Origin of the sequence: Subtercola sp. PAMC28395, assembly GCF_018889995.1 — a bacterium.
Classification (GTDB): Bacteria; Actinomycetota; Actinomycetes; order Actinomycetales; family Microbacteriaceae; genus Subtercola.
This window is the reverse complement of the sequence record NZ_CP076547.1, coordinates 983,657-1,004,536: the sequence shown is the minus strand read 5'-3', so window position 1 is coordinate 1,004,536 and position 20,880 is coordinate 983,657. Positions and strand designations below refer to the sequence as shown.

At 65.3% G+C, this 20,880-nt stretch carries 18 protein-coding genes and 1 tRNA gene; 9 read left to right on the top strand and 10 right to left on the bottom strand.

The window, feature by feature from the left end; all coding sequences use genetic code 11:
• Positions 1–26: 26 nt before the first annotated feature.
• Both KPL76_RS04795 and hemE read right to left on the bottom strand, forming a co-directional pair.
• Complete coding sequence (locus tag KPL76_RS04795; RefSeq protein WP_216335350.1) at positions 27–1,541, bottom strand: NAD(P)/FAD-dependent oxidoreductase; 1,515 nt, start codon at positions 1,539–1,541, stop codon at positions 27–29.
• A gap of 34 nt (positions 1,542–1,575) precedes the next feature.
• Entirely contained in the window at positions 1,576–2,715 is a 1,140-nt protein-coding gene (gene hemE, locus KPL76_RS04790) for a uroporphyrinogen decarboxylase (protein WP_371733972.1), read from the bottom strand.
• Between the two features lie 96 nt (positions 2,716–2,811).
• On the opposite strand from hemE, the gene KPL76_RS04785 reads away from it, so the two are divergent.
• Positions 2,812–4,143 (top strand): glutamyl-tRNA reductase, encoded by a 1,332-nt coding sequence (locus KPL76_RS04785; protein WP_216335348.1) that lies wholly within the window; start codon positions 2,812–2,814, stop codon positions 4,141–4,143.
• Between the two features lie 114 nt (positions 4,144–4,257).
• Here KPL76_RS04785 and KPL76_RS04780 read toward each other — a convergent pair whose 3' ends face one another.
• Positions 4,258–5,169 (bottom strand): serine hydrolase, encoded by a 912-nt coding sequence (locus KPL76_RS04780; protein ID WP_253202180.1) that lies wholly within the window; start codon positions 5,167–5,169, stop codon positions 4,258–4,260.
• A gap of 67 nt (positions 5,170–5,236) precedes the next feature.
• Positions 5,237–7,216, bottom strand: coding sequence for a M13 family metallopeptidase (locus KPL76_RS04775; RefSeq protein WP_216335347.1), 1,980 nt, complete (start codon positions 7,214–7,216; stop codon positions 5,237–5,239).
• 25 nt (positions 7,217–7,241) lie between these two features.
• On the opposite strand from KPL76_RS04775, the gene KPL76_RS04770 reads away from it, so the two are divergent.
• Complete coding sequence (locus tag KPL76_RS04770) at positions 7,242–8,567, top strand: MATE family efflux transporter (protein WP_253202179.1); 1,326 nt, start codon at positions 7,242–7,244, stop codon at positions 8,565–8,567.
• Positions 8,568–8,579: 12 nt separating this feature from the next.
• Here the strand turns inward: KPL76_RS04770 and KPL76_RS04765 are convergent, their stop codons facing one another.
• Genes KPL76_RS04765 through KPL76_RS04755 form a run of 3 tightly spaced genes read right to left on the bottom strand, consistent with a single transcriptional unit; the run spans position 8,580 to position 11,661 of the window.
• The gene (locus KPL76_RS04765; RefSeq protein WP_216335345.1) at positions 8,580–9,344 is read right to left on the bottom strand and encodes an MBL fold metallo-hydrolase; all 765 of its coding nucleotides are present in this window, start codon (positions 9,342–9,344) and stop codon (positions 8,580–8,582) included.
• Positions 9,345–9,353: 9 nt separating this feature from the next.
• On the bottom strand, positions 9,354–10,547 hold the full coding sequence (locus tag KPL76_RS04760) for an MFS transporter (protein ID WP_216335344.1): 1,194 nt from the start codon (positions 10,545–10,547) through the stop codon (positions 9,354–9,356).
• Positions 10,548–10,587: 40 nt separating this feature from the next.
• Positions 10,588–11,661 carry a LacI family DNA-binding transcriptional regulator gene (locus KPL76_RS04755; protein ID WP_253202178.1) on the bottom strand — a complete coding sequence of 358 codons (1,074 nt, stop codon included), beginning with the start codon at positions 11,659–11,661 and terminating at the stop codon, positions 10,588–10,590.
• Between the two features lie 95 nt (positions 11,662–11,756).
• Between KPL76_RS04755 and KPL76_RS04750 the strand changes: the two genes are divergently transcribed.
• Entirely contained in the window at positions 11,757–12,995 is a 1,239-nt protein-coding gene (locus KPL76_RS04750) for an MFS transporter (RefSeq protein ID WP_216335342.1), read from the top strand.
• 9 nt (positions 12,996–13,004) lie between these two features.
• Entirely contained in the window at positions 13,005–13,700 is a 696-nt protein-coding gene (gene nucS / locus KPL76_RS04745) for an endonuclease NucS (RefSeq protein ID WP_216335341.1), read from the top strand.
• A 145-nt stretch (positions 13,701–13,845) separates the two neighbouring features.
• On the opposite strand, the gene KPL76_RS04740 is transcribed toward nucS, so the two are convergent.
• A complete protein-coding gene (locus KPL76_RS04740; protein WP_253202177.1) occupies positions 13,846–14,988 on the bottom strand; it encodes an SLC13 family permease in 1,143 nt (380 codons plus the stop codon).
• A gap of 114 nt (positions 14,989–15,102) precedes the next feature.
• On the opposite strand from KPL76_RS04740, the gene KPL76_RS04735 reads away from it, so the two are divergent.
• On the top strand, positions 15,103–15,780 hold the full coding sequence (locus KPL76_RS04735; RefSeq protein WP_216335340.1) for an HAD hydrolase-like protein: 678 nt from the start codon (positions 15,103–15,105) through the stop codon (positions 15,778–15,780).
• A 42-nt stretch (positions 15,781–15,822) separates the two neighbouring features.
• Here the strand turns inward: KPL76_RS04735 and KPL76_RS04730 are convergent, their stop codons facing one another.
• Both KPL76_RS04730 and KPL76_RS04725 read right to left on the bottom strand, forming a co-directional pair.
• Positions 15,823–16,125: a helix-turn-helix domain-containing protein gene (locus tag KPL76_RS04730; RefSeq protein ID WP_216335339.1), complete on the bottom strand. Its 303-nt coding sequence runs from the start codon at positions 16,123–16,125 to the stop codon at positions 15,823–15,825.
• A gap of 187 nt (positions 16,126–16,312) precedes the next feature.
• Positions 16,313–16,399: transfer RNA gene (locus KPL76_RS04725), tRNA-Leu, on the bottom strand.
• 208 nt (positions 16,400–16,607) lie between these two features.
• On the opposite strand from KPL76_RS04725, the gene KPL76_RS04720 reads away from it, so the two are divergent.
• From KPL76_RS04720 to KPL76_RS04705, 4 genes are read left to right on the top strand one after another with little or no spacing between them, the layout of a single operon-like run.
• Entirely contained in the window at positions 16,608–17,456 is an 849-nt protein-coding gene (locus KPL76_RS04720) for a DUF3662 and FHA domain-containing protein (RefSeq protein WP_216335338.1), read from the top strand.
• A complete protein-coding gene (locus tag KPL76_RS04715) occupies positions 17,453–18,124 on the top strand; it encodes an FHA domain-containing protein (RefSeq protein WP_216335337.1) in 672 nt (223 codons plus the stop codon). Before KPL76_RS04720 ends, KPL76_RS04715 begins: the two co-directional genes overlap by 4 nt.
• A gap of 18 nt (positions 18,125–18,142) precedes the next feature.
• A complete protein-coding gene (locus KPL76_RS04710; RefSeq protein ID WP_216335336.1) occupies positions 18,143–19,471 on the top strand; it encodes a Stp1/IreP family PP2C-type Ser/Thr phosphatase in 1,329 nt (442 codons plus the stop codon).
• 13 nt (positions 19,472–19,484) lie between these two features.
• Positions 19,485–20,876, top strand: a complete 1,392-nt coding sequence (locus KPL76_RS04705) for an FtsW/RodA/SpoVE family cell cycle protein (RefSeq protein WP_253202298.1) — start codon at positions 19,485–19,487, stop codon at positions 20,874–20,876.
• Positions 20,877–20,880 lie beyond the last annotated feature (4 nt).

Sequence of the window (20,880 nt, the reverse complement as noted above, 5' to 3'; positions counted from 1 at the left end):
GTTGCTTATAGAGGTAAATCGTAGCCCTACGTGCTGAAGAGACTCGCAGCGAGCTCGCGGGCCTTGACCGCAGCTCCATCGATGACATAGGCAAGCCCCGTGCCCGAGATCCAGGCACCGACCACTTCGAGCCCGGGATGCCCGTGCACAGCCTCCACGACGGCATCCACCCGCGCGCGATGACCCACGGTCGCGAACGCCAGCGAGTCGCGCCACTCGGTGAGCGCGAACCCGCGCAGTTGTTCTTCGCTGAGCGGGATCCCGAGCAGCGTGCTGGCGTCGGCCAGCACCTGCCGACGGGTCACCTCACCGACGGGCACTGGTTCCCCTCCCCTGCCGTACGAGAGCCGCACAACGTGCAGGCCTCCGGTGTTGCGGGCCAGCCACGGCCATTTCGCGGTCGCGTGGGTGAGTGCCTTGGCCTTGACCGTCGTGACACCGTCGGCGACCAGCACACCCGTGCCGCGGGGCGCCGCGTCGAGCGCGGGCGCATCGAGAACAAGAGTCGCGAGCGTGACGGCGCTCGCTCCGGGCCAGTCGGCGGTCTGGGTTGCGAGCGTGAGGGCGTCGGGCTCACCGGGGCCCTCCTGCCCGGCGCTCCGCACGAGCTCGAGAGCGGCTCGAAAGCCGGCCGCGACGATTACCCCGTTCGAGCCGAGCACGGTGCCGTCGTCAAGCACGGTCATCCATTCGGCAGCACCCGCAACGGCAGAGGCGACCCGTCGAACGTTTGTCGCGCCGACGCCGAGCTGAATGTCGACTCCCAGCCCTTCGCACTCGGCCTGGAGCGCCTCGACGAGTCGATACATTCCACCGTCGATGCCGGCCACCGCAGAACCAGACCTGGCACCCGCCGCAACATCGATTCCCGACCGCTCGCCCGCGTCTGGGGGTGCCGCCTTCTGGGCGAGCCCCTGATCGGCGATCAGCGACATGACAGCACCCGAGAGCGAGCCCTGGTTGGTCATGGCGCGAGTCAATCCCGGCGCGACGGAGTGCACGTCGACGAGGTCGGGGTGGGCCGAATGCACGCCCGAGACAATTGGTGCCACGAGCCGGTCGAGCACCTTTGAGCCCATACGCCGGCGCACGAGGTCACCGAGGTCGGTCTCTCTTCGCACGCGCAGAAACGGCATCACCCTGTCGAGCTGGGCGCGGAGCGAACCCGACCAGCCGAGAATCGCCCGCACGTCGTTGGCCAGGGGCACGCCGGGAATTCCGAGAACGGTGTTCTTCGGCAGCGGGGCCGCGAATCCGTCGAGCTGCAGCCAGGCCCCCGAGCGATTCGGCGTGACGAGTGCGTCGCCGAGGCCCAGACCGGTCAGGTACGCCTCGACGGTTCCGCCGCGGGTTGCGAAGCTCTCAGCCCCACTGTCGAGCCGGATGCCCGCCACCGTGTGGGTCTGGACACACCCTCCGGCGGCCACCGCCCGGTCGAGAACCGTGACACGCAGCCCAGCCAGGGCCAGCTCACTCGCGGCAACAAGCCCGCCGATGCCGGCACCGATGACGATGACGCTCTGCGAGATTCGTGCAGGCATCGGAGTCGGTGTGGGCGACGGGGCCTCCGGCGTTTCAGGCATCGGTGGAACGCGCGTGCACGAACTCGACGAGCCGGGTGAGAACGGCCGGGTCGGTTTCGGGCGGAACGCCGTGCCCCAGGTTCAGTACGTGTGCCGGGGCTGTGAGACCCCTCTCGAGCACGTCGACGACGTGGGCCTCGAGCACGGGCCACGGTGCGGCGAGAAGGGCGGGATCGATGTTGCCCTGGATGGGCACCGTGCCGCCGAGACGGCGGGACGCCTCATCGAGCGGGATGCGGTAGTCGACGCCGACGACATCTGCGCCGACGTCGTGCATCGCTTTCAGCAGTTCGCCAGTTCCGACACCGAAATGCACAATCGGCACCGTGCGCGCATCGCCTGCCGGGGAGCCCGATGCGCTGGTGTACCCGAGACCGTGCACACTCGACAGTGCCTGGGCCGATGCGGGGGCGACCTTCGAGGTGTAGTCCGCGAGCGACAAGGCCCCGGCCCACGAATCGAAGAGCTGCGCTGCGCTGGCGCCGGCCATGATCTGCGCCCGCAGGAATGCGCCGGTGATCGTGGCGGTCCACTCCATGAGCTCGGCCCACGCTGTCGGATCGGAATGCATGAGCGTGCGTGCAGCGAGGTGGTCCTTCGATGGGCCACCTTCGACGAGGTAGGCGGCCAGGGTGAAGGGGGCTCCGGCGAAACCGATCAGCGGCGTGTCACCGAGAGCGGCGACGGTGAGGGCAACCGCGTCGGCGATGGGGGAGAGGGCGGCTTCGTCGAGCGCGGGAAGTGCCCGAACATCCGCCGCCGTTCGAACCGGGTGAGCCAGAACGGGCCCACGACCGGGAACGATGGTCACGTCGACGCCGGCCAGCTTCATCGGAACGACGATGTCACTGAAGAAGATGGCCGCGTCGACGCCGTGACGCCGAACGGGCTGCAGCGTTATCTCGCTCGCCATCGCCGGGTCGAGACACGCGTCGAGCATTTCGGTGCCGATGCGCAGGCTCCGGTACTCGGGCAGCGATCGCCCGGCCTGGCGCATGAACCACACCGGCGTGACCTGCCCGCGAACGCCCTGGTAGGTCGTGATGAGACGAGATGACGAGGTGCGGCCGTCTTGCAGCGGGTGCGACGCCGGCAATACCTGGGCGTCGACCGTCTTGATGTCTGAGTTCACATCGAACAGTGTCTCACTGGTGTCTGCGACAACCCGAACCCGGGGCAGGACTATGGTCCCGAGCTTCACGGGGCAATTCGCGGATATCATGAGTCAGTGCTGATCTGTCTTACTGCAAGCCACCGGAATGCGAGCTTCGACGTGCTCGAGAAGCTCTCCGTCGGCGCACCGACAGCCGCTCGCACGCTCGTGCTGAACAGCGACTTCATCACGGGTGCGGTCATTCTCGCAACGTGCAATCGCTTCGAGGCCTACCTCGACATCGACGACTCCCACGCTGCCGGCCACCGGATCGCCACTCGCGAGGTCATCGAAGCCGTGAGCGCGGCCTCGGCCGTCGAATCGTCGACCGTTGCAGATATTGTCAGTGTTCTCTCAGGAGATCTCGTCACCGAGCACCTCTTCTCCGTCTCGAGCGGGCTCGAATCGGTGGTCGTGGGCGAAGACGAGATCGCCGGCCAGGTGAAGCGCGCACTCCAGTCGGCCCGCGACGACGGCACCACATCTTCGGCGCTCGAACGCCTCTTCCAGCGGGCTTCACACACCTCCCGCGACGTCAAGACCAAGACAGGGCTCGGGGGTGCCGGCCGGTCGCTGGTGAGGCTCGCGCTGGAGCTCGCGGAAAGCCGCGTCACCGACTGGAGCGCCACTCGCGTGCTGCTCGTGGGCACAGGCAAGTACGCGCGGGTCAGCCTCACAGCGCTGCAGGAACGCGGTGTCACCGATTTCACGGTCTACTCGCCCTCGTCACGCACGGCGCCGTTCGCCGAGCGCCTCGCGATTCCGCAGGTCTTCGGTGACGGGCTGGTCGACGCCATAGCCACTTCCGACATCGTCGTCACGGCAAGCCAGTCACCCGTGACGGTGCTGAAAGCCGACCACTTCACGGCCGCCCTTGCCACGGCCGGAGCCCTGCAGCGCCGCCTGGTCATCGACCTCGGGCTGCCCCGCAACGTCGAGCCCGCCGTGGCCGAGATCACCGGCGTCGAACTCCTCGACCTCGAGACGATCAGCCTGCACGCGCCGATCGACGAGTTCGCTTCGACGACCAGCGCGCGGGCCATGGTCGATGAGGCCGCTGCAGAGTTCACCGCTGCCCGCGTCGAGGCAGAAGTGACCCCGGCCGTCGTGGCCCTGCGTTCCCACTTCTTCGACGTGCTCGACGCCGAGATCGCCCGCGCAGAAGCGCGCGGCGACCATACCCCGGAGACCGAGCGGGCGCTCCGACACCTCGTCAGCGTGCTCCTGCACACCCCCTCCGTCCATGCCCGCGAACTCGCCCGCGCCGGCGAGGGCGAATCGTTCGTCGCCGCGCTCGAGACACTGTTCGGAGTGCATCCGGAGCCGGCGGCCGCACCGGTGACCAAACTCGGCACCGCTCACCTGCCCGTGCAGCTCCCTCAGACACCGCCCGCGCAAACCGCCTGAGGCGCTTCTCACCTCGTGCTCCTCGCAAGCTCCCCGGCCAGGAGACGATCGACTTTCCCCGAAGTGCGAGAATTCGAGCACAATGCTGCGCTTTCGGGAAAATCGACGAGTACCTCAGTACACGTACTCCAGAATGTCGGTGCCGAGGGTACGCATGCCGTCGAGCACAGCCAGCCGCGAGGTGAGCTCCTCATCATTGAAGCGCATTGTCACGGCATAGCTGACGCTGGCTCGCGGGCCCCGAAGTATGCCCACTTCTGAACGGATGCCCGGGCCTGACCCCGTCTTGTTCACCAGGAGCAAGCCGTGGTCGGAGTGCACGTGCGAAAGCGGGTCGAGCCCGAACGCGCTGGCCACCATCGACAGGTCGGCGCTGAGCCCGAGCCAGGCCAGAACCTGCTGGCTCGTCGCCACATCGACGACGGAACCCTCCGCGAGGTCGCGGAACAGTGTGCTGAGTTCGCGCGCCGAACCAACAGAGAGGTGGGGTGCATCATCGGGGCCGCGGTGATCGCGTACTTTGTCGAGAAGGAACGTGCGGTTCAGGCCCAGCGCTTCGCCCCTGGCCCGCACCGCGTCGAGCCCGATGTGCCGCAGCAGAACATTGGTGGCGAGATTGTCACTGGACTGGCCGACCAGCACGGCGAGGTCGGCGACCGGCATCGTCGGAATCTGCAGGTGCTGCCAGAGCCCTGTGCCCGCAGCGGAGTCGGCGACCGTGCGATCGAGCAGGCCATGCGCAGACCCATCTCGCTGGGTCAGCCGGGCCGCGACCTCGATGAGCAGGATGACCTTACCGAGGCTCGCGGTGGGTACAGAGAGGTGGTCGTCGATCGAGAAGAGCACCTTCTCTGTAGTGACATCGAGTGCCGACGCCGTGATCTGAACCCCGGAGAGGGCGAGCTTGGTCAGCGAGACGAAACCACGCTTGAACGTGTCGGTGTCGTGCGACGGGGCGCTCGACCGACGACCGCTGGGCAGCTCGGGCTGGGCTCTGCGCCGATCCTTCCGCATGGTCTGCTTCACCGCCGATCCTTGTTCGGGCAACGTCGTGGCGTTGCTGTCTGGGGCGCGAGAGTGATTCGTGCCGAATTCACCAGATGGCGACGCGGGATTCCGGGGCCAACCACAGGGCATCGTCGTCTGTGACGCCGAACGCTTCGTAGAACTCGGGAATGTTGCGCACGATCTGGTTGCAGCGGAATTCATTCGGCGAGTGGGGGTCGATCGCCAGCAGGCGGATCACCTCTTCGTCTCGGGACTTCTGCTGCCACGCCTGAGCCCACGACAGGAAGAATCGCTGGGCGCCGGTCATACCGTCGATCACCGGGGGCGGGTTCGAACCCAGCGAAATGAGGTACGCCTTCCACGCTATGCCGAGTCCGCCCAGATCGCCAATGTTCTCACCGATCGTCAGTGCGCCGTTCACGTGGTGGTCGGGCACCTGGGCGGGCGCAAGGGCGTCATACTGTTCGATCAACGAGGCTGTCAGCTTTTCGAAAGCCTCGCGGTCATCGGCCGTCCACCAGTCCGTCAGGCGCCCGTCTCCGTCGAATCGCGAACCCTGGTCGTCGAAACCGTGGCCGATCTCGTGCCCGATCACCGCTCCGATTGCGCCGTAGTTGGCTGCAGCATCCCGTGACTCGTCGAAGAACGGCAGCTGCAGGATGGCCGCAGGGAACACGATCTCGTTGAACCCGGGGTTGTAGTACGCGTTGATGGTCTGGGGAGTCATGAACCACTCGTCGCGGTCGAGCGGCCTGCCGACCTTGCCGAGTTCACGCTGGAACTCGAACTCGCTCGTCGCCCGCACGTTGGCGAACAGGCTGTCGGCAGTGAGATCGAGCGCCGAATAGTCGCGCCATTTCACCGGAAAGCCGATCTTCGGCGTGAACTTGTCGAGTTTATCGAGTGCGCGCTGGCGGGTCTCCGGGGTCATCCAGGCGAGGTCGGTGATCGACTGGCGATAGGCCTCGATCAGGTTGGCAACCAACACGTCCATGGCAGCTTTGGCGGTCTTCGGGAAGTGGCGCTCGACGTAGATGCGGCCCACGGCTTCACCCATCGAACCCTCGACCAGGGAGACGCCACGCTTCCAGCGTGCACGCATCGACGGCGTGCCGGTCAGCGTACGACCGTAGAAGTCGAAGTTCTCCTCGACGAACTGCTCCGGCAGCAGCGCTGCGGCGCCGTGCACGACCTTCCAGGTCAGCCAGTCCTTCCAGGATTCGAGTCTGTCGGCCGTGATGAGGGAGGAGAGGCCTTCGAGAAAACTGGGCTCGCGCACAACGATTTCATCGAAGACGGCTGCAGGAGCATCGAGCGCGTCACGCCACAGGGTGAGCGATCCCGCGGGCGAGGTCTCGTCGGCAGAGCCAGCGAACAGGGCCAGCAGCTCGGCCCACGACAGCAGGTTGTAGGTGGCCTGGGCATCACGTGTCTTCACGTTGTCCCAGTGCTTCGAGGCGATCTCGGTCTCGAGCGCTAAGACCCTGGCCGCCCGGTCGACAGAGCTGGCGTCGAAGCCTGCGAGTTCGAACATGCGTTGCACGTGAGCGAGGTACGCCTCACGGATGGCGGCGAATTTCTCCTCGCGGTAGTAGCTCTCGTCGGGCAGAGAGATGCCGCCCTGCTCGACGAATACGAGGTAGCGCTCGGGATTGCCCGGGTCGTTGTCGACGAAGAGTCCGAAGAAGCCGCCGACGCCCTGTCGCTCGAGACGCCCGACCGCCCGCACGAAGTCCTCGAGTGTGGTGATCGACTGCACTTCATTCAGCTGGGATTGGATGGGCGTCGCGCCCAGCTCCTCGATGCGCGCCTCGTCCATGAAGCTCGTATAGAGGTCCCCGAACTTGCGCTCTTCGCTGCCCTCCGCGGCGCCCTGCGCCTCGATGATGATCTCCTGCACGGCCTTCTCGGCGGCCTCGGCGAGCAGGTAGAACGACCCCCAGCGCGCCTTGTCCTCAGGGATCTCGGTCGTGGCGATCCAGCGCCCGTTGACGTGCCTGAACAGGTCGTCCTGCGCGCGGGTCGCAGGGTCGAGTGAGGTGGTTTCGATACCCGATGAGCTCATGGCTCAAGCATACTTAGGCGTGCCTGTGCAAAACCCAGCGGTCGACAGAGACATCCTGCGGCTCGCGATTCCCGCCCTGGGTGCGCTCATCGCCGAGCCACTGTTCCTGCTCACCGACACTGCCCTGGTCGGCCACCTGGGCGAGGTACCACTCGCCGCCCTCGGCATCGCCAGTGCGATCATCCAGACTGCCATCGGCCTGCTCATCTTCCTGGCCTATGCAACGACACCAGCTGTGGCCAGGAGGCTCGGTGCCGGCGACCGAACCGGCGCCATCAAGGCGGGCATCGACGGGCTGTGGCTCGCACTTGGGCTCGGAATCCTGGTGGTCGCGCTCGGGATTGTCACGTCACATGCCGTGATCGGAATATTCACGAGCGATCCCGCCATCGCCGCCGATGCGAACACGTATCTCACGATCTCGCTGGCCGGCCTTCCGGCGATGCTGCTCGTCATCGCCGCAACCGGCCTTCTGCGGGGATTGCAGGACACAAGAACACCCCTGGTGGTCGCCGTCGCCGGGTTCGCCGCCAACGCTGGCCTCAATGCACTCTTCATCTATGGATTCGGCTGGGGCATAGCCGGCTCAGCCGCCGGAACCGTTGTCGCCCAGTGGGCCATGGCCGGGGTCTACCTCGTCATCGCGGTCCGAGCGGCCAGGCAGAGTGGTGCGAGCCTGCGCCCTGGACTCGACGGTGTCGGTTCGGCCGCGGCATCCGGTGGTTGGCTCTTTCTGCGAACAGCGAGCCTGCGAGCCGCTATGCTCGCCACCCCTGCGGTAGCCGCGACCTTCGGCACAGCACAGCTGGGCGCGTTCCAGATCGCACTGACCCTGTTCACGGCTCTCGCACTCGTTCTGGATTCACTCGCCATCGCCGGCCAGGCCCTCATCGGGCATCGTCTCGGTGCATCGGACACCACAGGCGTGAAGCAGATCACCCGGCGCCTGGTGCTCTGGGGTCTCGGTGCGGGCACCGTGCTGGGGCTCCTGCTCGCGAGCACAGCGCCGCTTCTGGGCCCGGTGTTCTCACCGAGCATCGACGTGCAGCGCGCCTTGACCGTCACCCTCTACACGATGGCCGTCGGAATTCCTCTCGCCGGGTTCGTCTTCGTTCTCGACGGGGTACTCATCGGCGCGGGTGACGCCCGGTACCTCGCCCTGACCGGCGTGGTGAATCTGGCGTGCTACGCGCCGCTCCTGGCCGTCGTGATCGCCGCCCATCCCGGCGGCGACCTGGCGCTCGTCTGGTTGTGGGCGGCGTTCGGCTACGGCTACATCGGGGCGCGGGCGCTGACGCTCGGCCTCCGGGCCCGAACATCAGCGTGGATCGTCCCCGGCCTCTCCCGCTGACCAGCCACAGGTTCACACCGTGAACGTCAGGCCCGGCTCGGCGAGAATGATCGCACCGGCGAACGCGTCATGCACCCGTCTCACCGCGTCGGCCGGGTCGAGGTCATCGGCCAAGTGCGTCAGGATGATCGTCAGGGCCCCCGCGGCAGCCGCCGTTCTGGCGGCGTCCTCCGGTGTGTGGTGCACTGCTTCGGCACCCAATGCCTCACGGGAATACCCCGCTTCGCACAGCAGCGTTGCCGATTTCTCAGCCATCTCCACCAGAGACGTGCAGGGCGCAGTGTCTCCCGAGTAGGTGAACGATGTGCGGCCATCGGTGACGGTCAATGCGAACGCAGGAACTCCGTGTGCCACGGGCCCCCACGCGAGCGTGAGGTCGCCGATGATTGTTTCGCCCCAGCCGCTCATCTCGGTGAACTCGAACACCTCGTGCAAGCCCTGCACAGCATCCGGGCCCAGGAATTCGGCGAGCCTGTCGGCCAGCGCTTCCGGCCCGATCACGCGGATCTTCGCCGTCGGCCGAAGCGAGCTGTGCCGGAGCGCATAGTAGGCCACCAGGAGATCGGCCGTGTGGTCCGCGTGCCGGTGTGAGATCCAGATCGCGTCGATTTCGTCGACCCTTGTGCTCCGTTGAAGTTCGGCAAGGGTGCCTGTTCCAGCATCGATCCAGATAGTCGTGGGGTGACCGGAAGTGAGCGCCCCCTGTAAGAGGTAGCCAGAGCACGCGTTGCCCGGCACGGGATAGGGGGTGGCTGTGCCGAGAACCGTGAGCTGCATGCACCCACCCTATTCCGCGAGTGCCGCCAGCGCGCTCGGGGCTGCGATAGCTGCGCCGATCAGAGTCGTCGCGGCCCCGGCGAGCATCGCCACGACGATCCCGGATGCACCCGGCACCGCGTCTGAGATCGCACCCGACAGCAGAGTACCGAGGGCGATCCCGAGCGTGAGAGAACTGACGACCCAGGCGTTTCCTTCGTTCAGGCGTGCGGACGGTACCAGGCGTTCTGTCTGCGTGAAAACCTGCGTCAGCAGGGGCGGAAGCATCAGTCCTGACGCGAAGACGGACACAAACCAGAACCAGACCGGGGCATCGACGAAGGTCAGCGGCACATAGAGCACAGCCAGTGCCAATACCTGCCAGCGAATACTCGAATTGGGCGAAGTGTGAAAGGGGAACCGCGCAACGAGCAATGCACCGGTCAGACCCCCGGCAGCATTGATCGCGAGCGCCCACGCGCCGACGGCGGGCAGACCGACATGCTCTCCGTAGCCGGTCACGACGATCGTGAGCGACCCCAGGGGCACACCGACGGTCAGTTGCACGAGCGCCAGTCGTCGAAACGGTGCGAGGCTGAGCAGGGGCCGGGCATCCATCGCAGACAAGGCTTCACGCACGTGACCTTCGACCCGTCGCAGCTGACGGTGTGCGGTGAACGCCGCTGTTCCGATCAGGCCGAGCGCAGCCATGAAGAGCACGTTTCCCTGGGCCCCGAACAGCAGGATACCCACGGCCGTGACGAGAGGGCCCGTGATGAAGAGCGTCTCCTGGGCGGCGGCATCGAAGCTGAAAGCCGAGGCGAGTTGTCTGCCTGGGCTCATCATGCGCGGCCAGAGCGAGCGAAGGCTCGACTCCAGCGGTGGAGTGGCGAGGCCGGCGAGCGCCGCGAGCACGACGGCGAATGCGGGGGCCTGCACCGCCGCGAACGAAAGCACACACAGCGAGAGCGTTGCCAACGCCGCCGAACCCAGAAGAATCACGCGAGGCCGGCCGAAGCGGTCGATCAGCCTGCTCAGCAGGGGCTGGCCAACCACGCTGAATGCCACGTACACCGCTGTCAGCAGCGACGCGAGAACAAAATCACCACCCTGGTCGCGAACGAGACGCACAATCGCGAGCGAACTCATGGCCTGCGGCAGGCGACCGACTACCGCTGTGCCCAGCAGTGTCACGGTTCCGCGCACCTGCAGGGCTGAGGTCATCCTTCGATCCTACGAGGTGGGCCGACGAGCCGACGCGCCATCAGTCCGGCACGGGTCCTGAGGTGTTGCCCACGTGCAAGTACGAAGTCAAGCTGACGTCACCGGACTCCCGCCCGGAGAGCAGCTGGGTCACCGCAAGCCCTGCGGCTCTTCCCTTCTCGGTGGCCGGCTGCACCATGGTGGTGAGGTCGTAGTCGCTCATTCCCTCGATACGCAGGCCATCGAATCCGACGACCGTGAGATCGCCTGGCACGGAGAGTCCCAGGGATTCTGCTGCACGAATAGCGCCCACTGCCAGGAGGTCGCTCTGCGCGATGATGGCTGTCGGGCGATCCGCGGGTGCAGCATCCAGTACCGACAGAGCGGCCTCGTAGCCCTCGTCGCTCGATGACAGCCGAGCGACAGCTCCCCCCAGGCCCGCAAAAACGTCGCGCGCACCGGCGAGTCTGTCGATCGAGGTAGCTGTGGTTGCCGAGGCCTCTATCTCCTCGGTGAGCGGGCGCAGAATCCGGTTGGAGTCGAGTGGAAGAGTGATTGTGGCAACCCGGCGGTGCCCGAGATCGAACACATGCCGGGCAATCGTCGCCGACGCCGCGCGATTGTCGAGACTGACGCTCAGAACCCCATCGAACCGCTGGCCCTCGATCGCCACCATCGGAATGTTCCGCTGCCTCATGATCTCAATGGAACGCGCCAGGTGCGGGCTGCAGCCCATGAAGATCGCCGCATCGAAGACCGCGGTCTGGATGCTCGACTCCCCTTCACCGTTCCACGTCAGCAGCAGCATCCCATCGCTCTCACCGAGCTCCTGCGAAATGCCGTCGAGTGCCGCAATCATCATCGGATCGCGAAAGGAGTTCAGCACACGGTCTTCGAGAATCACCCCGACGATGCCCGAACGCCCCTGGCGCAGCGATCTGGCTCGCGGGTCGGGGCCGGCATAGTTGAGTTCCTCGGCCGCCTTCAACACCCGGTCGCGCGTCTTGGCCGAAATCGAGCCGTCACCGCTGAAAGCAATGGATGCTGTCGAGCCCGAGACTCCCGCACGCTTTGCCACATCGGCCAGCGTGGGCCGCACCGGTGTGCCCGGGTGAGGTTGATTGTGTGCACTCACATCGAATAGCGTAGTCCAAAGAAATCGAATCGATTCGACTTTGACAGATCCCCCCGTCGGACTCCGCATCCTGAGCTTGTTCCCAAGGAATCACCATGACCCAGCCAGCCGCCCCGCAGTCGGCGACCCGCTTGCACCTCATTGCCTGGCGGAATGCCGTCTTCGTGATCTTCACCCTCAGCGGGCTCTCCATCGCCACCTGGGTTTCCCGACTTCCGGCAGTGCGCGACGAACTCGGCCTTGACACCTCGGCTGTGGGCCTGATGATCCTCGGCCTGTCGTTCGGGGCCATCCTCGGTCTCGTCGTCGCCCCGCAATTCATCGCCAGGCTCGGCCCTCGGGGGGCAGTGATCCTCTCGCTCAGTCTGAACGGCATCGGTCTCGCTGGAGCGGGAATCTCTGCTGCCGTGTTTCCTGAGCCCTTCCTTGCAACCGTGTTCCTCGCCGTTCTCGGATTCGGCAACGGCTCACTCGACGTGACGATGAACGTGGAGGGAGCAGCAGCGGAGCGTGCGATCGGTCGAACGCTTCTCCCGTTGATGCATGCCTTCTTCAGCCTGGGCACAGTGATCGGCGCTCTCATCGGCGCTGCCGCTTCTGGCCTCGGCATTCCTGTCTCCTGGCATCTCACGGCCTTGGCCGTTCTCATCATCCTCACGGGCGTTGTAGTCGTGCGATTCATCCCCCACGAAGTAGATGTCGAAGACCCCTCGACCAGCGCGAAGACTCCCTTTCGCGTGCGGGTCAGGGAAGGCTTGGCCGTCTGGGCCGATTCGAGGCTGCTGCTCATCGGCCTGATCATGCTCGGCATGGCGTTCGCCGAGGGGTCAGCCAACGACTGGATCGCCCTGGCCACCGTCGACGGCCACAACCAGAGCAATACGACCGGTGCGCTGATGTTCGGTGTCTTCGTGGTGGCGATGACCGTCGGCCGCGTCGCAGGCGGCCCCATTCTCGACCGGCTCGGCCGTGTGCCGGTGCTGCGGTGGTCTGCCCTCGTCGGTGCCATCGGCCTGCTCATCTTCATTCTCACTCCCGCGCTCTGGTCGGCCATGCTGGGCGCTGCGCTGTGGGGAATCGGGTCGTCGCTCGGGTTCCCGGTCGGAATCTCCGCGGCCTCCGACGACCCCAAGACGGCTGCCGCCCGGGTCAGCGCGGTCGCAATCATCGGCTACGTCGCCTTCCTTGCCGGCCCGCCGCTGCTCGGCTTTCTCGGCCAGCAATTCGGCATCCTGAACGCGCTGTACGTCGTACTTGCGCTGCTCGTCCTCGCGGCCCTCGCGGCCCCTGCGGCCCGCGAACTCACCGGCAGATTCGCCCGCAGAACCTCGTAGGCTTTCGGGGTGCGACTTGTTATTGCGAAATGTGCCGTTGACTACGCGGGGAGGCTGAGCGCCCACCTGCCCCTGGCCACACGCCTGCTCATGCTGAAGAACGACGGCAGCATTCTGGTGCACTCCGACGGGGGCTCGTACAAGCCGCTCAACTGGATGAGCCCACCCTGCACGCTGCAGATCCTCGCCCCAGACGACGAGCAGCAGGATGCCGGCATCACCGAACTCTGGAAGGTCACTCACGCGAAGACGGCCGACCTCCTCGTCGTGTCGATCCATGAAGTGTTCACCGACACCTCCCATGACCTGGGAATCGACCCCGGGCTGATCAAAGACGGCGTCGAGGCGCATCTCCAGAAGCTGCTCGCCGAACAGATCGAACTGCTGGGAGAGGGGCACACCCTCGTTCGCCGCGAATACATGACGGCAATCGGCCCTGTCGACATTCTCGCCCGAGACGCGAACGGGGCAGCAGTTGCGGTGGAACTCAAGCGGCGTGGAGACATCGACGGTGTCGAACAACTCACCCGTTACCTCGAACTGATGAATCGCGACCCGCACCTTGCTCCGGTGACGGGAATCTTCGCAGCCCAGGAGATCAAGCCACAGGCCCGCACCCTGGCGCACGACCGCGGAATCCGCACCCTGTTGCTCGACTACGATGCCATGCGCGGCCTCGACAGCGGGGTCCCCACACTGTTTTGAACTGTCTGGTTCGCCGCCGCCTCTGCGGCGAACTGCTGGGAGAGCTTGCGGAGCTGAGGTCTGCTCCCCGGGAAACATGGGAAGCGACGTACACGCCGCCGCTTCCCATTGACCCCGTTGGGTTCGCCGCGAGCAGCCCGCAGGGTCAGGGGGCGCCGGTTGTCAGCCAGAGGGCCAGGGTCGCCAGCGGCAGCAGGACAGCGACACCGACGAGACCGAGCACAACAAAACGCGACCACGGCACCGAGACCCCGAGAGCTGTGACGCGCTGGTGCCACAACAGAGTCGCGAGCGATGCCCATGGCGTGATGAGCGGCCCCAGGTTCACGCCGATCAACAGTGCGGCCAGCCTCGCGGGTGAACCGGCCGCCGGTTCCAGAACCAGATAGGCAGGCAGGTTGTTGATGCCATTGGCCGACAGGGCCCCGAGCCCCGAGAGCTGGAGGAGGGCGGGAAACGACTCGCCCGAACCGGAGACGGCGGCGACAGCATCCGAGAGCCCGTGCACCTGGGCGGCTTCGACGAGCACGAAGAGCCCAGCAGCGATCGCGACCGGAGACCACGGAATGAGTCTCCAGCGAAGCGTTGCAGGCCGGCGCACCACGAACGCGACCAGAAGCACGAGCGCTCCGATGCTTGCGGGAATCCACACCGGCACCCCCGACACCAGCGCCGGGAGCAGAATGACGACGACGACGGCCGAGATCACCAGGAGGGTGCGATCGGCCACGGCTGCACGCTCTGGCACGTCATAGCTGCCCCGCAGACGCCGGCGGAACAGCAGCGAGAGAATGACCACCGGAACCACGACGCCCACCGCAGCCGGCGCCCACACTATGCTCGCGAAAGCCAGCGGGCTGCCCCCCGACATCTGTTCAGCCGCAAGCAGGTTCGTCAGGTTCGAGATCGGCAGCAGCAGCGACGCCGTGTTGGCGAGCCACACGGTGGCGATGGCGAAGGGAATGGGGGAGATCCCCGCGTGCAGGGCGAGCAGCACGACGACGGGCGTCACGAGCACCGCAGTCGTATCGAGCGAGAGGAAGATCGTGCTGAACGTTGCGAGAACGAGAACGAAGAGCCAGAGCATCCATACCCTGCGGCCGCCCCAGCGGGCCAGTCGGTCAGAGAGTACGGCGAACAGCCCGGCATCGGCAGCAAGTTCAGTGACGATGGTGATGCCGACGACGAACCCGAGCACCGGGCCCACTCGCTCGAGCAGCGCCACTGAGTCCGAGGCCGGCAGGATGCCCGTGGCCACCACGATCGCAGCGAGTACAACGAGTACCACCGTGAAAACCAGGCCGGCGGTCACTTTTTTCTGGGGAGCAGATGCGTGTTCTATCTGGCGAGTGTAATTCGCCGGGAAAAGAGCCTGTGACAACGGAGCCCTAGAATTGCCCGGATGACTACTCCACTTGACCCGAAACACAAGCCGTGGTCGTGCATTCTCTTCGACCTCGACGGCACGATCACCGACTCGGCGCCCGGAATCATCGGGAGACTGTCGCGAACGCTCGCTGCGCTCGGGCGCCCGGTGCCGCCGCCAGAAGAACTGGTGCACTTTGTCGGGCCCCCCATTCTCATCGGGTTCGAACTGGTTGCCGGCATGAATGAGTTCGAGGCCAAGGAAGCGCTGCTCGTCTACCGCGACCTGGCTGCCAGCGAAGGGCCACAAGACGACGCCGTGACGTTCCCCGGCATGGTCGGCCTCGTGAAGTTCCTGCACAAGTCCGGCATTCCGCTGGCCATCACCACCTCGAAATCTGAGGTTCAGGCACATCGGATTCTCGAGCACCTCGATCTCAGCCACGCGTTCGTCGTGATCACTGGTGCGAGCGAAGACGAGACGCGAAGTGCCAAGGCCGACGTGATCGACGAAGCACTGGTTCGCCTTCGTGCCCTTGATGTCGACCTCTCGAATCTCGTGCTCGTGGGCGACCGCATCCACGACATGGAGGGCGCGGCCGAACACGGAATCCCGCCGATCATGGTCGAGTGGGGTTACGGCTCACCGGCCGAGGCCGAAGGCGCGATCGCCATCGTGCACTCTGTCGACCAGCTGCGGTCGCTTCTCATCTAGGGCGTGTAGAGCCTCCGGATGGCCGACTGACCCTCGGGGTCGTCAGCGCGCCAGGCGGTGGCGTTCCCGAATCAGGTCAGCGGCCGTCACCGTGTGCGTGCGCTCCGGGAGCATCGCAGTCGTCAGGTTAGCGATCCATTCGGCGGCATCGACATTGAGGGCGCCGGCCAGGCTCACCAGCGTCGAGAGTGTGGGGTTCGCCTGACCCCGCTCGATCTTGCCCACATTGGTGACGTGCATCTCCGCCAGGTCGGCGATGTCTTCCTGGCTCAGCCCGAGCTTGAGCCGGGTTGCACGAATGCGCTCGCCGACAACGCGGGAGGCTTCGGACTGCGGTTCAGACATACCTCATGAATACTTGCCAGAACCATGGCTGGCCAGAGCGTTGGAACCTGATGCTTTAAAGCATCGGGTATGGATGATCGGAAAGTCGTAGGCCGGAATCCCGTGCACCTGAACAGCCTCCCTGCCCACGAGGCCAGACGACGAAGGCCCCAGGCCGGTTTCATACCGGTCGGGGGCCTTCAACTGCTGGTGCGCGAAGGGGGACTTGAACCCCCACGTCCTTACGAACACACGGACCTGAACCGTGCGCGTCTACCAATTCCGCCACTCGCGCCAACTCAGCGAGGTTAGCACCCCTTGGGCGGAATCCGAAATGACGCTCGAGCACGACGCGTCCTCCACAGGGCTCGATGAAGCTCCGAAGTTCACACAAATTCGCCGCCGCAGTGCTTTAACACCAACGGCAAGTAACATCTGTCATAGCATTCAGGCCGGAACCTTGTGCAGACCCCTGCGTCTGTCGCACCGATCATGGGAGACGAGTGGGAATACTGGACAACTTCGAGAAGGGTCTCGAACGTGCTGTCAACGGCGCATTCGCCAAGACCTTTCGTTCGGGGCTGCAACCGGTTGAGATCGGCTCCGCATTGAAGCGCGAGCTTGATACCAAGGCGGCGGTGGTCTCCCGCGACCGCATCCTGGTGCCGAACAGTTTTGTGGTGAACCTGAGTTCAAGCGATTTCCAGCGCATGAGTGCCATCGGCCCCACACTCATCGACGACCTGACTGAGATCGTGCAGAAACACGCCACGACCCAGAGTTTCCAGTTCGCAGGTGGCATCAGCGTGAAGCTCACCGAGGTCGCCAAGCTGAGCACCGGTGTTCTCGAGATCGTGAGTTCGACCATCCAGCGAGACGTCACCTGGACCCCCGTGATAGATGTCGGGGGCAAGCGTTACCCACTCACGGCAAGCCGCACCATCATCGGTCGCGGTCGTGAGGCCGACATCACCGTCGACGACACAGGCATCTCGCGAAAGCACATCGAGGTCCTCTGGGACGGCCACAAGGCAGAGGCGAGAGACCTCGGCTCCACGAACGGGTCGCAACTGAATGGCCAGGCCTTCAGCAGGGCGATACTCGAACCCGACTCGGTGATTCAGATCGGGCGCACCAGGGTCGTCTTCCGAGTGCTGGCCCAGACCCACGACACCACTGCCGCTGCGCAGGCGCCGAGCGAGTCGGCTCGTCCGATTCCCGTAGATCGGCCGGCGAACGCTGCCCGGCCAGCGCAGCAGGAGCAATCTGCCGCCGGCGCCCCCGTGATCCCGAACGACTCGCCAGTCGACCAGGAGCATCCTGATCCCGGCGGATTCCGGTGGGACCTATGAGTGAACTCACCCTGCTCATCCTGCGATTCGGATTCCTCGCGCTTCTCTGGGTCTTCGTCTTCGTGATCGTCTACGCGATGCGCTCCGACCTCTTCGGCCAGCGCGTGCGCAAGATGCGCGACCCCTCTGCAGCGGCAGCGCCCGCCGACCCGTTTCCGGGCGCCAACACCACTGCAGGCGCCGGGGTCGGCGCGGTAGGTGCGCAACAGCCCCCGCGAGGGGCACCACCCGTAGCTGGCGTCGTCGTCGGTGCCGCAGCGTCAGCGACTCCGCTCGCTCCATCTCACCCACCGACCCCGCCACCGCAGTCGAAGATCCCGGTCTTCACACCCTTGGAAGGTTCCAGTGCCGGGGTGCACCCTCGTGCAACGACGAGCAACGCACACAAGCTGGTGATCACCTCGGGCACCAAGGGCGGCACCGAGATCGAACTCGGTGTCGAACCGCTGACCATCGGTCGCTCAACGGATTCCAGCGTCGTGATCCGCGACGACTACACTTCGACCCATCACGCCCGGCTTCTCAATTGGAACAATGAGTGGGTCATCCAGGACCTCGACTCGACCAATGGGACTTTTCTTGACGGTAAGCGCGTCACCCAACCCACTCCTGTCCCGCTGAACACGCCGATCAAAATTGGGTCAACCAGTTTTGAACTCCGGCGCTAGCGGCAGGGAATCCACACAATGGCGTTAGTGACCGCAAGCGCAGCCGTCTCCCATGTCGGTAAGGTGCGCTCGAACAACCAGGACTCCGGGTACGCCGGCAAGTCCCTGTTCGCGGTCGCGGACGGCATGGGCGGGCATGCCGGTGGCGATGTCGCGAGCGCCCTGGCCCTGAACAAGCTGCTGGAGATCGACGGCGAGTACAGCTCGGCCGTCGATGCGGAATTCGCCCTGCAGGAGGCGATTGTCAGCGCGAACGCCATCCTGGCCGAAGCGGTGTACGAGCATCCGGAGCTCACTGGCATGGGCACGACACTGAGCGCCCTCGTGCGAGTCGGGCACAGTGTGGCTCTGGCGCACATCGGCGACTCACGAATCTACCGCTATCGCGATGGCAAACTCACTCAGATCACCACCGACCACACCTTCGTTCAGCGACTGGTCGACAACGGCAGAATCACGGCAGAAGAAGCCAAAGTCCATCCTCGACGGTCGGTTCTCATGCGTGTGCTCGGGGACGTGGATTCGACGCCTGACGTCGACCTGCAGGTCATGGACACCCGACCGGGTGACCGGTGGCTGCTCTGTTCAGACGGGCTGACGGGTGTCGTCGAGAACGAGCAGATCGCCGAGGCTCTGTCTGGAACAGCCACGCCAGAGGAGGTCGCCGACCTCCTGGTGAGCGAGAGCCTCGACCACGGGGCGCCCGACAACGTGACCATCGTGATCGTCGACATCAGCGAATCGTTCACCGGCAGCACCTACATCGCGCAGACGGTCGGGGCCGCGTCGAAGCCGATCGCCTTCGACGGCGCTCCCGGCCGGCGCAGCACCAGGATTCCCGGCATCCGCCTGCACCCGCGCCCCGTGCAGCCCAGCCACTTCGAAGCGCAGTCGGACGACTACCTCGACGAACTCATCGACGAGGGTCGACGGCGCAGCCGTCGGCGCAAGCGAACCTGGCTGATCGGCAGCATCGTCGTCGCGATCGCCATTGCCATCGGACTTCTCCTCAGCTACCAGTGGACCCAGAGCAGGTACTTCGTCGGCGTTTCCGACGGCAAGGTCGCAGTATTCCAGGGCGTTCAACAGACGATCGGGCCGATTTCACTCTCCCATGTCTCTGAGACGACCTCCATCCCCGTCGACACCCTGCCGAGCTACACACAGTCGCAGGTGAAGAACACCATCAGCGCGGACTCGATCGGGGCAGCGCGCGCCGTTGTGCAACGGCTGCAGGACGCAGCCCTCAGCGGTGTACCACCGACCGGCGACCTCACCACTCCGACGACGGCCGCACCGACCCCCACTCCTACGCCGTCACCAACGGGGGTGACACCCGGTGGATGACACAGAAACCGCCCTGCTGACAGCGAAGCCCGAGTACGCAAGCGTCGGGGCACGGGAGAAGCCCCTGCGGCGCATCCGGGTGCCTGAGAAGCTTCGCAACCTCGAGATCTTCCTTCTTCTCTTCGCCTGCATCATCAATGCCGCCGCCGTTGTCATGGTGCAACTCGGCGCTCTGGGCGCAGTCGACTTCGGCCAGGTGGCTCTTCTCGGTGCCGGCCTCTCGACCCTTGTCATCGGCATGCACGTGGCTCTGCGTTTCGTCGCACCCAACGCCGACCCGTTCATCCTGCCCATCGCTACGCTGCTGAACGGCATCGGCATCGCGGAGATCTACCGTATCGACCTCGAACAGAACGCCACGGGCTGGGACAGCACCGCGACGCGCCAGGTCGTCTGGAGTGCGGTTGCGATCGTCGTAGCACTGGCGGTGATCATCGTGATTCGCAACCATCGCGTACTTCAGCGGTACACCTATGTCTTCATGGTCATCTCAGGCGTTCTGCTCCTGCTTCCCATCCTGCCGGGAATCGGCAAGGAGATCTACGGTGCAAGGGTCTGGATCGGGGTAGGGCCGTTCTCGTTCCAGCCCGGTGAGGTCGCAAAGATCGCCCTGGCCATCTTCTTCGCCGGTTACCTCGTCTCGCGCCGCGACAGTTTGTCGATGGTGGGGCGCAAGTTCCTCGGCATGCGGTTTCCGCGCGCAAGGGATCTCGGCCCGATTCTCGTCATCTGGGCCGCCTCGATGGCCGTGATCATCTTTCAGCACGACCTCGGTACCGCACTGCTCTACTTCGGCCTGTTCGTCGTCATGCTGTATGTGGCTACGGCCCGGCTGAGTTGGGTGGTGCTCGGGGTCGGGCTGTTCCTGGGGGGTGCTCTCGTCGCCAGCCAGGTGCTCACCTACGTCAATGACAGGTTCGCGAACTGGCTGAACCCGTTCGACCCCGCGCAATACAACACCGACGGTGGCAGCTACCAGCTCGTGCAGGGCCTCTTCGGCCTGGCCAATGGCGGTCTCATCGGCACCGGTCTCGGCCAGGGCCGGCCCAGCATCACCCCACTCGCGCAGAGCGACTACATCGTGGCGAGCCTCGGCGAAGAACTCGGAATGGCCGGTCTCTTCGCCATCCTCTGCCTCTACCTGCTCTTCATCGCCCGAGGACTGCGCATCAGTTTCGCCGGCCACGACGACTTCGGTCGTCTGCTCGGCGTCGGTCTCACCTTCGTGGTGGCACTCCAGGTCTTCATCGTGATCGGCGGGGTAACGCGTGTGATTCCTCTCACCGGGCTCACAACACCGTTCCTGGCGGCCGGTGGTTCGTCACTGGTGGCCAACTGGATCATCGTCGCCCTGCTCCTGAGACTGTCAGACACAGTGCGCAGTCAGCCAAGGCTGGTGGTCTAGTCAG

Bases quoted from the DNA above. Each gene is read 5' to 3' on its own strand.
- KPL76_RS04710 (WP_216335336.1), top strand. From the start codon at position 18,143: ATGGCGTTAGTGACCGCAAGCGCAGCCGTCTCCCATGTCGGTAAGGTG.
- KPL76_RS04735 (WP_216335340.1), top strand. From the start codon at position 15,103: ATGACTACTCCACTTGACCCGAAACACAAGCCGTGGTCGTGCATTCTC.
- KPL76_RS04775 (WP_216335347.1), bottom strand. From the start codon at position 7,216: ATGAGCTCATCGGGTATCGAAACCACCTCACTCGACCCTGCGACCCGC.
- KPL76_RS04730 (WP_216335339.1), bottom strand. From the start codon at position 16,125: ATGTCTGAACCGCAGTCCGAAGCCTCCCGCGTTGTCGGCGAGCGCATT.
- KPL76_RS04715 (WP_216335337.1), top strand. From the start codon at position 17,453: ATGAGTGAACTCACCCTGCTCATCCTGCGATTCGGATTCCTCGCGCTT.
- KPL76_RS04795 (WP_216335350.1), bottom strand. From the start codon at position 1,541: ATGCCTGCACGAATCTCGCAGAGCGTCATCGTCATCGGTGCCGGCATC.
- KPL76_RS04760 (WP_216335344.1), bottom strand. From the start codon at position 10,547: ATGACCTCAGCCCTGCAGGTGCGCGGAACCGTGACACTGCTGGGCACA.
- KPL76_RS04765 (WP_216335345.1), bottom strand. From the start codon at position 9,344: ATGCAGCTCACGGTTCTCGGCACAGCCACCCCCTATCCCGTGCCGGGC.
- KPL76_RS04750 (WP_216335342.1), top strand. From the start codon at position 11,757: ATGACCCAGCCAGCCGCCCCGCAGTCGGCGACCCGCTTGCACCTCATT.